General features: G+C 43.0%; 10 protein-coding genes and 9 tRNA genes. 3 read left to right on the top strand and 16 right to left on the bottom strand.

Annotated features, from left to right (window positions below):
- Positions 1 to 23: 23 nt before the first annotated feature.
- The 14 genes from OCU38_RS10840 to mutY form a co-directional block, all read right to left on the bottom strand.
- Positions 24 to 1172 carry a mannitol-1-phosphate 5-dehydrogenase gene (locus tag OCU38_RS10840; RefSeq protein ID WP_261823070.1) on the bottom strand — a complete coding sequence of 383 codons (1149 nt, stop codon included), beginning with the start codon at positions 1170 to 1172 and terminating at the stop codon, positions 24 to 26.
- A 97-nt stretch (positions 1173 to 1269) separates the two neighbouring features.
- The gene (locus OCU38_RS10835; RefSeq protein WP_261823069.1) at positions 1270 to 3150 is read right to left on the bottom strand and encodes a PTS mannitol transporter subunit IICBA; all 1881 of its coding nucleotides are present in this window, start codon (positions 3148 to 3150) and stop codon (positions 1270 to 1272) included.
- Positions 3151 to 4063: 913 nt separating this feature from the next.
- Positions 4064 to 4139 (bottom strand) — tRNA-Asn (locus OCU38_RS10830).
- 22 nt (positions 4140 to 4161) lie between these two features.
- Positions 4162 to 4237: transfer RNA gene (locus OCU38_RS10825), tRNA-Thr, on the bottom strand.
- A gap of 34 nt (positions 4238 to 4271) precedes the next feature.
- Positions 4272 to 4347: transfer RNA gene (locus tag OCU38_RS10820), tRNA-Asn, on the bottom strand.
- A gap of 22 nt (positions 4348 to 4369) precedes the next feature.
- Positions 4370 to 4445, bottom strand: a tRNA-Thr gene (locus OCU38_RS10815).
- 52 nt (positions 4446 to 4497) lie between these two features.
- A tRNA-Phe gene (locus tag OCU38_RS10810) sits at positions 4498 to 4573 on the bottom strand.
- A gap of 457 nt (positions 4574 to 5030) precedes the next feature.
- Positions 5031 to 5106, bottom strand: a tRNA-Asn gene (locus tag OCU38_RS10805).
- 39 nt (positions 5107 to 5145) lie between these two features.
- Positions 5146 to 5221, bottom strand: a tRNA-Phe gene (locus OCU38_RS10800).
- 7 nt (positions 5222 to 5228) lie between these two features.
- Positions 5229 to 5304, bottom strand: a tRNA-Thr gene (locus tag OCU38_RS10795).
- A 53-nt stretch (positions 5305 to 5357) separates the two neighbouring features.
- Positions 5358 to 5433: transfer RNA gene (locus OCU38_RS10790), tRNA-Phe, on the bottom strand.
- A gap of 104 nt (positions 5434 to 5537) precedes the next feature.
- Positions 5538 to 6677 carry a membrane-bound lytic murein transglycosylase MltC gene (gene mltC, locus OCU38_RS10785; RefSeq protein WP_261823068.1) on the bottom strand — a complete coding sequence of 380 codons (1140 nt, stop codon included), beginning with the start codon at positions 6675 to 6677 and terminating at the stop codon, positions 5538 to 5540.
- 60 nt (positions 6678 to 6737) lie between these two features.
- Entirely contained in the window at positions 6738 to 7010 is a 273-nt protein-coding gene (locus OCU38_RS10780; protein ID WP_021712335.1) for an oxidative damage protection protein, read from the bottom strand.
- 9 nt (positions 7011 to 7019) lie between these two features.
- A complete protein-coding gene (gene mutY, locus OCU38_RS10775) occupies positions 7020 to 8072 on the bottom strand; it encodes an A/G-specific adenine glycosylase (protein ID WP_261823067.1) in 1053 nt (350 codons plus the stop codon).
- Between the two features lie 212 nt (positions 8073 to 8284).
- On the opposite strand from mutY, the gene trmB reads away from it, so the two are divergent.
- From trmB to glsB, 3 genes are all read left to right on the top strand, one after another.
- Positions 8285 to 9004 carry a tRNA (guanosine(46)-N7)-methyltransferase TrmB gene (trmB, locus tag OCU38_RS10770; protein WP_261823066.1) on the top strand — a complete coding sequence of 240 codons (720 nt, stop codon included), beginning with the start codon at positions 8285 to 8287 and terminating at the stop codon, positions 9002 to 9004.
- A gap of 102 nt (positions 9005 to 9106) precedes the next feature.
- Positions 9107 to 10138, top strand: coding sequence for a TRM11 family SAM-dependent methyltransferase (locus OCU38_RS10765; protein WP_261823065.1), 1032 nt, complete (start codon positions 9107 to 9109; stop codon positions 10136 to 10138).
- Between the two features lie 224 nt (positions 10139 to 10362).
- Positions 10363 to 11283, top strand: a complete 921-nt coding sequence (gene glsB / locus OCU38_RS10760) for a glutaminase B (RefSeq protein ID WP_023405065.1) — start codon at positions 10363 to 10365, stop codon at positions 11281 to 11283.
- Positions 11284 to 11345: 62 nt separating this feature from the next.
- Here glsB and hemW read toward each other — a convergent pair whose 3' ends face one another.
- Positions 11346 to 12530 (bottom strand): radical SAM family heme chaperone HemW, encoded by a 1185-nt coding sequence (hemW, locus tag OCU38_RS10755; protein WP_261823064.1) that lies wholly within the window; start codon positions 12528 to 12530, stop codon positions 11346 to 11348.
- On the bottom strand, positions 12527 to 13129 hold the full coding sequence (locus OCU38_RS10750) for an XTP/dITP diphosphatase (protein ID WP_023405067.1): 603 nt from the start codon (positions 13127 to 13129) through the stop codon (positions 12527 to 12529). Before OCU38_RS10750 ends, hemW begins: the two co-directional genes overlap by 4 nt.
- Positions 13130 to 13132 lie beyond the last annotated feature (3 nt).

The raw sequence follows: 13132 nt of genomic DNA, 5'->3' as shown, positions 1-13132 counted from the left end.
TTTGAAGCACCTAATTTCGAAGGTCATTTAATGGCTAGATAAGCTTGCTCAGCAAGTTTAACAACTTCAGCATCAACAGCTAGCTCAGAGTAGTGAGCGAGTGTTTCAGCAAAACCTTTCTCGGCGAACATAGCTTGAAGCTCCACAGCTTGTGGATCATCATCATTCTTATAGTGGAATGCAGCTGCAATACCTTTCAGTAGATGTTCGTTGGGCAAGTTGTACTCTATAGTACCATTTAATGGCTTAATTAAACGGTCTTGAGGGCTCAATTTTCGAATTGGTTGACGGCCTACACGGTCAACTTCGTCACGAAGATAAGGGTTAGCAAAGCGACCTAGAATTTTTTCAATGTATGCGGCATGCGCTTGTGGGTCAAAGCTGTAACGGCGGATTAAAACTTCTCCACTTTCTTGCATCGCAGCTTTTACTTCAGAGCGAATAGCTTCATCTTCGATAGAATCTTTAATGGTTTCGTGACCCGCTAAAACACCTAAGTATGCGGTGATTAAGTGGCCTGTGTTTAGAGTAAATAGTTTACGCTCAACAAAAGCCATTAAGTTGTCAGTGCACTCCATTCCCGGAATATTTGGTACGTTACCTTTGAATTGGGTACGGTCAACAATCCACTCACTAAAGGTTTCTACAGTTACCGCTAATGGGTCTGTTTCACCTTCTTCTGCTGGTGGCACAATGCGATCGACCGCTGAATCTACAAAGCCAACAAATTGATCGGCTTGTGCTTTTACTTCATCACTAAGGTGGCCGTAAACTGCTGTTTTTAGCTGGCTAGTACCGCGCACCATATTTTCACAGGCGATGATATTAAGTGGCGCTGTGTTTCCTTGCGAGAAACGCAGTTCAATACCTTGCGCTATGGTTTTAGAGATGATGTTTAATACAGTAGGGCCAACGGCTGTGGTGACCATATCTGAGGCTGCAATACAATCCAGTACTTCAGGGCTAGTTGAATTTACAGCAGTGACGTTGGATACAGTTTCAACGACACAGTCTACACCGACTACTTTTACAGGATATTCATTGCGCTCGATTAGAGCATTTACCACGGTTTCATTGACGTCTGTAAACGTAACTGCGATACCTGCATCCGCTAACAGTTTACCGATAAAACCACGACCAATGTTACCTGCACCAAAATGTAGAGCTTTCATAACAATACCTAAACAATAGAGATTAAAAATAAAAAAGAGGCCAGTAGAAAACTAGGGGAACTGGCCTCGTCACTTACTTAGGAGCACGATTTAAGCATTACTTTCCGTTAAGAATATTAAGTACATCTTGAGAGTTAGATGTGGTCTTCAATAACTCAACTGCTTCGTCGTCATCAAGTGAATTCGTAATAGCGGTAATAACTTGGATATGTTCATCACCTTGAGCGGCGATACCAATAACCATCTTAGCAACGTCATCTTCGTCTTCGCCCCACTGAATACCTTCAGGGAATTGGCAGAATACGATACCCGTGTTTTGCACGTATTTTTTCGCTTCGATAGTACCGTGTGGTACCGCAATAGATTCGCCAAGATAGGTTGATACCAACTCTTCTCGCGCTAACATGCCATCAATATATTCAGGGCTTACGTGACCTAGTTTAACTAGTTGTTCACCGGCAAATTTAATGACATCTTCTTTTGTTTTAACTTGTAGCCCTAGGAAGATATGGTCTTCAGATAATTGCAAAGTGCCTTGCGATTTAGGTGCTTGAGTTGTGACTGGCGCTGAACCAGTGCCTTGTGCATCAACAAGTTGTTCTACAAGTTTGTCGTACACACCACCATCAAGGAAGTTAGATAGTGAAATGTGGTGAGCACTTGTTACCACTGAGCGAGCACGGTCAGTTAGATCTCGGTGCGTAACTACAATATCAACGTCTTGTGGAAGGTTGTTAATTGCCAAGTTGATAACCGAAATATCTAAACCTGCAGCTTCAACTTTTTTGCGTAGCAAACCTGCACCCATTGCGCTTGAACCCATACCTGCGTCACACGCTACGATGATGCTTTTTACAGCTGACATGTTTACAGAACCCGCTTCTTGACCTTTAGAAGACGCTTTCATGTCCTTCATTTGGTTAGCCGCTTTTTCTAGCGAGTCTTCACTGTCATCAGAATTTGCTTGAGTTTTCATTAGTAGCGAAGCTACTAGGAAAGACACAACCGCTGCAGCAACTACAGATAGGATTACGCCAACAAAGGAATCTTTAGGTGTCATGATAAGAACAGCAAAGATTGAACCCGGTGATGCTGGAGAAATAAGACCAGAGCTAAAGATTACGTTAGTGAATACACCTGTCATACCACCTGCGATTACAGCAAGCACTAGACGAGGGTTCATCAATACGTATGGGAAGTAGATTTCGTGGATACCACCGAAGAAGTGGATAATAGAAGCACCCGCTGCAGATTGTTTAGCATTACCTTTACCAAACACCATGTAAGCAAGCAGTAGACCAAGACCTGGGCCTGGGTTTGCTTCAATAAGGAAGAAGATTGAACGACCTAGTTCTTCTGATTGCTGAACACCAAGTGGTGTGAAGATACCGTGGTTAATCGCATTATTCAGGAACAAGATTTTTGCAGGTTCTACGAAAATAGAAGCCAGAGGAAGTAGGCCTGCGGTCACCATAATATCTACACCAGCAGCAAGGCCAGTAGAGAGAAGTTTTACAGCAGGGCCAACAACTAAGAAAGCTAGAATCGCACAAATCATACCGATGATGCCGGCAGAGAAGTTGTTCACTAGCATTTCAAAGCCACTTTTCACTTTACCGTGAACAGCTTCATCAAATCGCTTGATAGCTAAGCCACCGAGTGGACCAACAATCATTGCACCCATAAACATTGGGATATCAGTACCAACGATGACACCCATTGTAGTAATAGCACCTACAACTGCTCCGCGTTCACCGCCGACCATTTTACCACCGGTGTAACCAATCAATAGTGGTAGAAGGTATTTGATCATAGGACCAACCATCGCCGCTAACGTTTCGTTAGGAATCCAGCCAGTTGGAATGAATAGTGCAGTAATGAAACCCCAAGCAATGAATGCGCCAATGTTTGGCATAACCATGTTGGAGAGGAAACGACCAAAGTTTTGAACTTTAATCTTCGCTTCGGGAGATAGCATAGGTGACCTCGTTTATTATTTGAGCCAAATGGCACTGTTGTTTTGTTTAACGTTGAGAAAAATCTAACACAAAATTTTGAAAACGCATTACCAGCCCACAAAGCGTGACTTAAATCACATAAAGAATCAGATCAAACTTTTAACTTGGTGATCTGAGTCACAATAAATGCGTGTCAGTAAATTACACAGTAGTTTAGATGATATTGATTCTCAATTAAAGGTGATCTAGATAACGTTTTAGAGTTTAGTTGAATAAAATAATTAGTGATCTAGATCTCGTTTTTTAAAGTTTTACACAAATTAACAGCAACACTTGCTCGGATAATGGCTGTTTTTTGATTGCATAATGAACAACCAAGGCTGATTGAAATAAATTGTAATAAAATTACATAAATGATGTGATGGTATTCATATATGGATTGTTACGTGCTTGCTAGTAATTCGCTCATTCATGCTTTTGGATAGGGACTTCATGTTTCTGGGGAGAAACGGCATGCTTTTGAGTCGCAACGATACCTTTATCTAAACCTTTATCGGAGAGTGGAATACAAACCAGCAAAATTTGCTCTGTAACGCTTATTAACAGCGTGAAAGAATAAATAGATACCATTATATAGGCAGCATCGTGTCTTGAGCGCTTGCAGTGAGCTAGGTAGCGAGGGGAGGGGTTAGGTTAGCGCTTTATACTAATATGTCATTCTAGCGGCTTAAAAGAGCAGATAGCCGTATGACGACTTGAATGTTGAATTGAGATAAAAAGTGCCCGAGCAGGAAAGAGAGTGAGTTTATAAGGGAATGTGCTTATGAGAGAAGAGGATAAGTTTACAAGCGCTATAGCTTGAAAGTTATAGTGATAGAGACAAGATCGTGCAGATACAAAAAAGCCCCAGTCCGAAGACTAGGGCTTATAATGTGGCTCCCCTTGCAAGACTTGAACTTGCGACATACGGATTAACAGTCCGCCGTTCTACCAACTGAACTAAAGGGGAATTACTTTTAAAACTAAATAAATGGTGCCGACTACCGGAATCGAACTGGTGACCTACTGATTACAAGTCAGTTGCTCTACCTACTGAGCTAAGTCGGCGCCTGATCAACAGCTTTTGCTATTGACTATAATGTGGCTCCCCTTGCAAGACTTGAACTTGCGACATACGGATTAACAGTCCGCCGTTCTACCAACTGAACTAAAGGGGAATTACTTTTAAAACTAAATAAATGGTGCCGACTACCGGAGTCGAACTGGTGACCTACTGATTACAAGTCAGTTGCTCTACCTACTGAGCTAAGTCGGCACACTATATTCTTTTACTTCATTGACGTTCTTTGAACACCAACAATAAATTGTGGTGCCCGGAGGCGGAATCGAACCACCGACACGAGGATTTTCAATCCTCTGCTCTACCGACTGAGCTATCCGGGCGACGGGGGGTATTAAACGGTTTTTCGGTTTTAAGGTCAACAAAAAAATGCAAAAAATCTTCCACTTGGCGAAATTCTAGTCCGAAGTGTATGTTTTGTGTATAAAAGAGCGGTTTTTTCATCAATTAATTCGTCATTACGTTTTCTCTATTAGAGTGCTTGCATACCCTGTGTTGAAGATATGCGGCTAAATGTGTGACTTTTCACCCTCAGTATCGAGATCTAATTGAGTAATCACTAATTAACGGCTGGCTTTGCTGATTAGCTGACAATAGAGGGGGGATAAAATTCACGCTGCTGAATTGTTGTGCACTAGGTTTATTAGCCATTCTTGGTTTTAGAAGTGCCTTTAGCGAGCAAGCAAATAGGGGTAAGAGTAGAACGTATTGTTTTGCTGCTGTGATGAGGAATCATGTAGATACAAAAAAGCCCCAGTCCGAAGACTAGGGCTTATAATGTGGCTCCCCTTGCAAGACTTGAACTTGCGACATACGGATTAACAGTCCGCCGTTCTACCAACTGAACTAAAGGGGAATTATTTGAGCAACACTTATCGTGTTACGCACCAAATAATGGTGCCTCGAGGCGGAATCGAACCACCGACACGAGGATTTTCAATCCTCTGCTCTACCGACTGAGCTATCGAGGCAAAAGAATGGTGCCGACTACCGGAGTCGAACTGGTGACCTACTGATTACAAGTCAGTTGCTCTACCTACTGAGCTAAGTCGGCACACTATATTCTTATTGCTTCGTTGACGTTACATGAACACCAACAACAAATTGTGGTGCCCGGAGGCGGAATCGAACCACCGACACGAGGATTTTCAATCCTCTGCTCTACCGACTGAGCTATCCGGGCAACGGAGCGCTATTAAACGTATTTTTAAGGGATCCGTCAACTTGTTTTTCGGTTTTTTTTCAAAAACTGTGTTGTTTGCTTTTTATTTGAGCATATTGGTCAAATTATCTCTTACTTTGATTAAATTCCCGTTTGTACTTGGTCACTTTCTCTAAGTAGCGTCGAGACTCCGCATTCGGATGTTTATGGGTTAATGCCCAAAAAACTTGGCTCGGATTTAGCGAATTTATGTGTCTCATTGCATTGCTACGGCTATTTCGATCAAAAGTATTTAGCACTCCACCCGTACCGCCGTTGTAGGCAGAGATCATGGCATACTCTAAAGAGAGGAAGTTTTTCACGTCTTTAAGGTAGCGCGTTCTTAATATGTGGAAATAGGCCGTACCAACATCAATGTTGTTTTCAGGATTGAACAGATACTCAGGAGAAGGCATGCCTGATTTTTTCTTCACTAGCTTAAATACATCCGCGCCAGCGGTTTTCGGAACCACTTGCATCAAACCATAAGCATTAGCCCAACTTACCGCATATGGGTTAAAGCTACTCTCTGTTTTGATGATGGCATAAATCAGATCTTCAGGAATATCGTAACGCTGAGAGGCTTTTCTCACTATGCTGGCGTACTTATACGAACGAACATTGGAGTGACTGGACACCATAGGGATTTCAACATAATGCGCTATTTTGAAGTCCACTTTCTTGGTCTTCATTTTGTGCGCAATCAGGTAATCGGCAAATCTGTTGGCGCGCCAATTCCATTGAATCGCTTTATTATCTTGGTCGACAACTTGTTGATATAAAAAGGGTTCACCCTTTAATTTAATGTTGGATGAAGAGAATAGATCCACATGCGCAGGATCATCTGGCGTCAGCAACGTGGTAATAATCGCGGTTTTTAAGTGTGCTTTTGGATCGTCAGAGGCAATGGTTTCGATGACGATCTTGCCGGTTGAGAAGTTAACATCGGCGCGGCTGTCGTAGTTATCTATGTATTTAACATAGTTACTTTTACCCGCCACTTTGACTTGGTCTTTACCCCACTTCTTCTCGATATCCCCAGTGAAGCTATTCATTAAAGCATCTAGGGCATCGGTATCTTTTTCAAATTGTCCCGGCATTGGGGCTAGATTGTGCGCCGCAAATCGACTGGTTGGTTCGTAGTTTACGTCATAGATTTTTTCGACAAATTCACGACTACAACCGGCGAGTATGAGAGGAAGGGCGAAATAGAGCAGTTTTCTCATTGGTATCCAAAAGCTAAAAATAAAGGTCAAAAAAAGAGTGGCTAGCGCCACTCTATAGAATTACTCACTTGGTGGTGTGTAACCATCGATCACGACTTCTTTTCCTTCAAACAGGAAATTTACCATTTCTGTTTCAAGTAGTTTGCGATGTTCAGGATCCATCATATTTAATTTCTTTTCGTTAATTAGCATGGTTTGTTTGCTTTGCCACATAGCCCAAGCTTCTTTCGAAATACCATCAAATATACGTTTACCTAGTTCACCTGGGTAAAGTTGAAAATCTAGACCATCGGCATCTTTTTTTAGATGTTCGCAAAATACTGTGCGGCTCATGAGTGTTCCTTATGTTAGATCATACTTAAGGTTTGCTAACAGGTTCTTAACCGGTGCAGCCAGACCTAGTTTCTGTGGTTGAGACAAGTTATACCAAAGACCTTGGCTTTGTTCCATTATAAGGCTAGGTCGTTGCGATAGGTTTATTAGAACAGGTGTTATGTCTAAATGGTAATGGCTAAATGTATGTTTGAACGTAATCAATGTTTTAGCATTATCTATATCGCTTTGTGGGCAATTAAATGTCTGTAAAAAATAATCAATATCGGCACTGTTTTGCTCAGGAAAACAGTGTAATCCTCCCCAAATTCCAGACGATGGCCTCTGTTCAAGCCAAACTTCATCTTTATAGTGCAGAATTACAAACCACACTTGCTTGGTCGGTTTTTCCTTTTTCGGTTTTTTACCAGGGTAGTCCGTTGGCGTGTGTTGCTTATAGGCTACGCAATGCTCCGATACTGGACACAATGAACATTTAGGCTTGCTACGAGTACAAATCATAGCCCCCATATCCATCATAGCTTGGTTATATTCATCTACCCTTTGTTGTGGGGTATTTTCTATCGCCACTGCCCACAATTGGTTTTCGACCGCCTTTTTCCCCGGCCAACCGTCGATAGCATAACTGCGCGCAAGCACTCGCTTTACGTTTCCATCAAGAATAGCGTGTGGCAGTTTAAAGACCGAAGATAAAATGGCGCCTGCGGTCGAACGCCCAATGCCGGGTAGGGCATTAAGCTGTTCAATATCTAGGGGAAACTCTGCTTGGTATTGTGTGATCACTATTTGTGCACACTTATGTAAATTGCGCGCACGTGCGTAATAACCAAGGCCAGTCCATAGATGCAGCACTTCATCAATAGGGGCATTGGCAAGTGAAGTCACATCCGGAAACTGTTCGATGAAGCGCTCAAAATAGGGAATAACCGTGGCTACTTGAGTTTGTTGGAGCATGATTTCAGAGAGCCAAACTCTGTAAGCGGTTTTGTCATGCTGCCACGGCAGATATTTGCGTCCGTATTTTTGATACCAGTTGAGTATTTGATTTGCGAATGGTGTCACTGAGAGCCCATAAATTAGTCATCAAAGATCAGAAATTGCACCATAATAGTGTAAGGAAGTAAAACTGAGTTTGTGTGGAATAAACGCAACTTACGGCGAATATGCGTGGAAATTGGAATAATTTGCTATTGAAGTGGTTTATACACTTGCGTATTGAAGAATTCTTTGGATAATTCCCGCTTTGATTAATCGATGAGCAGGCAACAAACAGAATGAGCGAAGTAACGACTAACGAATACACCGAAGATGGCAAGCTGGTGAGAAAGATCCGCAGCTTTGTACGTCGAGAAGGTCGATTGACTAAAGGTCAGGAAACAGCTTTGAATGAATGCTGGCCAACAATGGGCATCGATTACCAGAACGAATTATTAGACTGGGCGCAAGTATTTGGCAATAACAACCCAGTAGTATTAGAGATTGGCTTTGGTATGGGCACCTCTCTAGTAGAAATGGCAAAAGCCTCTCCAGAGAAAAACTTCATCGGTATTGAAGTTCACCGTCCTGGCGTGGGTGCTTGCCTTGGTTTAGCGCGTGATGCAGGTGTGACTAACCTGCGCGTAATGTGTCACGATGCTGTAGAAGTGTTCGCTCACATGATTCCTGATAGTAGCTTGCATACGCTACAATTATTCTTCCCAGACCCTTGGCATAAAAAGCGTCACCATAAGCGTCGTATCGTTCAGCTTGATTTTGCCGAAATGGTACGTGCTAAACTTCAACTAGATTCTGGTGTTTTCCACATGGCAACTGACTGGGAAAACTACGCTGAGCATATGGTTGAAGTTATGAACCAAGCACCGGGTTTTGCTAACATTGCCACTGATGGCGATTATGTTCCTCGCCCTGACGAGCGTCCTTTAACTAAGTTTGAAGCGCGTGGTCATCGTTTAGGTCACGGCGTTTGGGACATTAAATACAAGCGCACAGTTTAGTCTCATGTAGTCCCGTTATATGTGGGGCGACTGATTCTCTATTCTAGGGGCTACCAATGTAGCTCCTTTTTTATTCTCAATAATTCAAATTAAGGTTTTTGGATGTTTCAATACGCTATCTTGGCCAACCCCGGTCACAATCGAATCTACTTTGATACCGCAGTAAAGATTGCTTGCTCTGAGCTAAAAGCAATCCTTTCTTCTATGGATATTGCAGTTGATGAGGTCACTGAAAAAGATATCGGTTTACCTGCGGCTTTGGTATTTGAAACAGAACAACAACTTGATGACGCACAGCTACAAAGGTTGTCCTCATCGTCTATCTATTACGCCATCTTCCAAGTAATGGATAGCGGTTTGTTGAAACCTTTGCAGCCACAAGCCTTTAATACTTTTCCTGAAAGCATGAGCCAAATACTCAGATATACAGGCAAAACCAATGAGCAGTTTACTCGCTTGATGGTTAACCTTGGTCTTAGTGCGGCTAAAACGGACAGCCAGCGTAAGTGTTTAATGGACCCAATGTGTGGCAAAGGCACGACTTTGTATGAAGGTTTGATTCAAGGTCTAGATGTGATGGGAGTAGAAATTAACGCTAAATGGGTTCAAGAGATCCAAACATTTATCGTTAAGTACATGAAAAATGGTCGTTATAAGCATAAAGTGACCAAAGAGAAACGCACAGGTGCTGGCGGTAAAAAAATTGCTGATGGTTTTGTCGTGAATGCAGCGGTGACCAAAGAAGCGTTTATTAAAGATCAAGGCCAATCACTGAAGCTGTATGCATCGGATACTCGCATTGTAAATCAAATCATCAAAAAGAATTCTTGTGATGTGATGGTGTCAGATCTTCCCTACGGCGTTCAGCACGGCAGTAAAAGTGCAAAAGATACAAAGATGGCTCGTAGCCCGTTAGAGCTTCTAGAAGAGGCGCTACCGGCTTGGAAGAGCGTATTAAAACCTAAGGGTTCAATTGTATTGTCGTTTAATGAATTTACTTTGAAATGGACTGAGCTCGCGGAGTTGTTCGCCAAGCAAGGTTTTGAGGTGCAAGATCAAGAACCTTATATCGGTTATCTGCACCGAGTGGACCAATCCATAAATCGAAATATATTTATTGCTGTTAAGCCTTAATTTTATACCAATCACACTAAGTAAGTGATCAGAGCTAGCGCAGGAAAAATGCTCGAGAACAAGGCAGAATTTTTCGATAAGTAGTTATTCTACAATCAAAAGTTCTAACGCCCTTATCGAGCATTTTAACAAGCTAGAATGACCAGTTATTTAGAACGACTGGTATTACTTCATTAGAAAGCCAACTTAGTGTTGGCTTTGTTGTCTATGAAAGAAGGTAAAAGATGAAACCAACCGTTCAACTATTACAAGACATTCTGACAGAGGTTGCTCCGTTAATAGGGCAAGGAAAAGTGGCGGATTATATTCCTGCGTTAGCTGAGGTCTCAAATAAAAAACTGGGCATTGCGGTGTACACCAACACAGGTGAAGTATTTAAAGCTGGAGATGCTGACGAGCCGTTTTCAATTCAGTCGATTTCTAAAGCACTGAGCTTAACCTTGGCAATGCAACTGTATGATCCGCAAGAGATATGGCAACGAGTAGGTAAAGAGCCTTCTGGGCAAGCTTTTAATTCCATGATTCAGCTTGAAATGGAGCAAGGTATTCCGCGTAATCCATTTATTAATGCTGGGGCGATTGTAGTATCAGACCTATTAAACTGCCGTCTATCTGCGCCGCGTCATTACCTGTTAGAGTTTGTCCGTCAGTTGTCTGGTGATGAACGCATTGTGTATGACAAAGTGGTGGCGGCATCAGAAATGCTGCACGGCGACCGTAACGCCGCTATCGCTTATTTGATGCGCTCGTTTGGTAATTTTCATAGTGAAGTTCACCCTGTATTGCACAATTACTTTTCGGCTTGCGCGTTAAAAATGAGTTGTGTTGATCTGGCTAAAACCTTTAGTTATTTGGCGAACAAAGGGTGTTTGGCTCCATCAGGTAAACGCATCATAACCGCCACCCAAACCAAGCAATTAAATGCCTTGCTGGCGACGTGTGGTTTGTATGATGGCGCAGGAGAGTTTGCTTATCGAGTTGGTATGCCGGGTAAATCTGGTGTTGGCGGTGGGATTATTGCGGTTGTGCCGGGTGAGATGAGTATCGCAGTTTGGTCTCCAGAGTTGGATGCTTCTGGGAACTCGCTAGCGGGAACTCGCGCTTTAGAGTTGTTATCTGAACGTATTGGCCGTTCGATATTTTAATAAAAAAGCCTCCTTATACTGAGCATAGAGAGGCTAAATAAAATAGTGCATTAGGGAGTGGGTTAGTCGGCGTCTTCGTCAGCCATGAAAGCTTCTAGCAAGTCATTTAAGAACAGCTTTCCTTTACGGGTGATCTGCCAATGAGTCTCTGTTTCAGTGACATAATCCATACCAATAGCCCAATCCATCGTCTCTTTCACTGCGCTCAGTGCTAAGCCTGTAGTATCAATAAAGTCTTGTTTTGGGCAAGCCTCTATCAAGCGAAAGCGATTCATAAAGAACTCAAACGGACGATCAATCTCCGCCACTTCGTGCTCATGATCTAAATAGGGTTTCACCATATTTTGATAAGCGGCTAAATAACCACGCGGGTGTTTTATTTTGGTGGTGCGCACGATGCGACCATCGCTAAAACTCACCTTACCATGTGAACCACAGCCAATACCTAAGTAGTCACCAAAGCGCCAATAATTGAGATTGTGCTGGCATTGATATCCGGGTTTGCTGTAGCCCGAGATTTCATATTGCACGTAACCGGCGTCGCTGAGCTTCTGATGTCCTTGTTCAAAGATATCCCACAAATCATCGTCATCCGGTAAGGTCGGAGTTTTGTAGTAGAACATGGTATTGGGCTCAATGGTGAGCTGATACCAAGACAGATGCGGAGGAGCAAGGTCAATCGCCTTTTCTAAATCAACCAGAGCTTGCGCTATGCTTTGATCTGGAAGGCCGTGCATAAGATCTAAATTAAAGCTATTTAGCCCAATTTGATGAGCTAACTTAGCAGCATTAACCGCTTCATCCTGACCATGAATACGCCCTAAACGTTCTAGCTTTTGTTGTTCAAAGCTCTGCACCCCAATCGACATGCGGGTGACGCCTGCTTCGACATATTGAGCAAAACGTGCCGCCTCAATAGTGCCGGGGTTGGCTTCCATGGTGACTTCTATACCGTCTTTAAAGGCGATGCGTTGTTCTACGCCTTGCAACAAGCGCGCAATCTCTTGCGGCGAGATTAAGCTAGGTGTGCCGCCGCCAATAAAGATAGAAGTGAGCTGTCGCTCTTGAATTGAATCTGCATATCTGGCGAGGTCTGCATCCAAATCTTCAAGCAGCGCATTGATATAAATATCTTCGGGGATATCTCCCTTTAAAGCGTGTGAGTTAAAGTCACAGTAAGGGCATTTTTGTACGCACCACGGAATATGGATATACAGTCCCAGTGATGGCGGTATTAACTGGCTCATAGAGCGTGTTTTAGCTTCTGGAATAATTCAGCCAGTGCTTTGCCACGATGTGATAGCTGCTTTTTACGTTCAGGTGTTAGTTGCGCTGAGGCGCAGTCATCTTCTGGTACGTAAAATACTGGGTCGTAGCCAAAACCATTTTCCCCTTGTGCTTGGGTTAGGATTTCGCCCTGCCAAACACCGTGACATACGATAGGAGTTGGATCTAGGTGGTGGCGCATATATACCAGTACGCAATGGAAACGTGCACTGCGCTGTGCTTGTGGTACACCATCAAGCTCTGCCAGTAGCTTAGTGAGGTTTTGTTGGTCTGTCGCGTCTTCACCAGCAAAGCGAGCAGAGTAAATACCCGGTGCACCTTTAAGAAAGTCGACTTCTAAACCTGAGTCATCGGCAATAGCTGGTAGGCCAGTTTCTTGCGCTGCGTGACGGGCTTTGATGATGGCGTTTTCAATAAAGGTAGTGCCAGTTTCTGCAACTTCAGAGACCTTGTATTCACTTTGCGCTTGTACTTCAAACCCAAACTCGGCTAACAAGGTGGCCATTTCGCGTACTTTGCCTTGGTTTCCGGTCGCTAGTACTAATTTATTTGCAGACAAAGG

The sequence above is a fragment of the Vibrio neonatus genome (genome assembly GCF_024346975.1).
Lineage (GTDB): Bacteria > Pseudomonadota > Gammaproteobacteria > Enterobacterales > Vibrionaceae > Vibrio > Vibrio neonatus.
The sequence above is the reverse complement of the archived record's forward strand: the minus strand, read 5'-3'. Positions and strand labels throughout refer to the sequence as shown.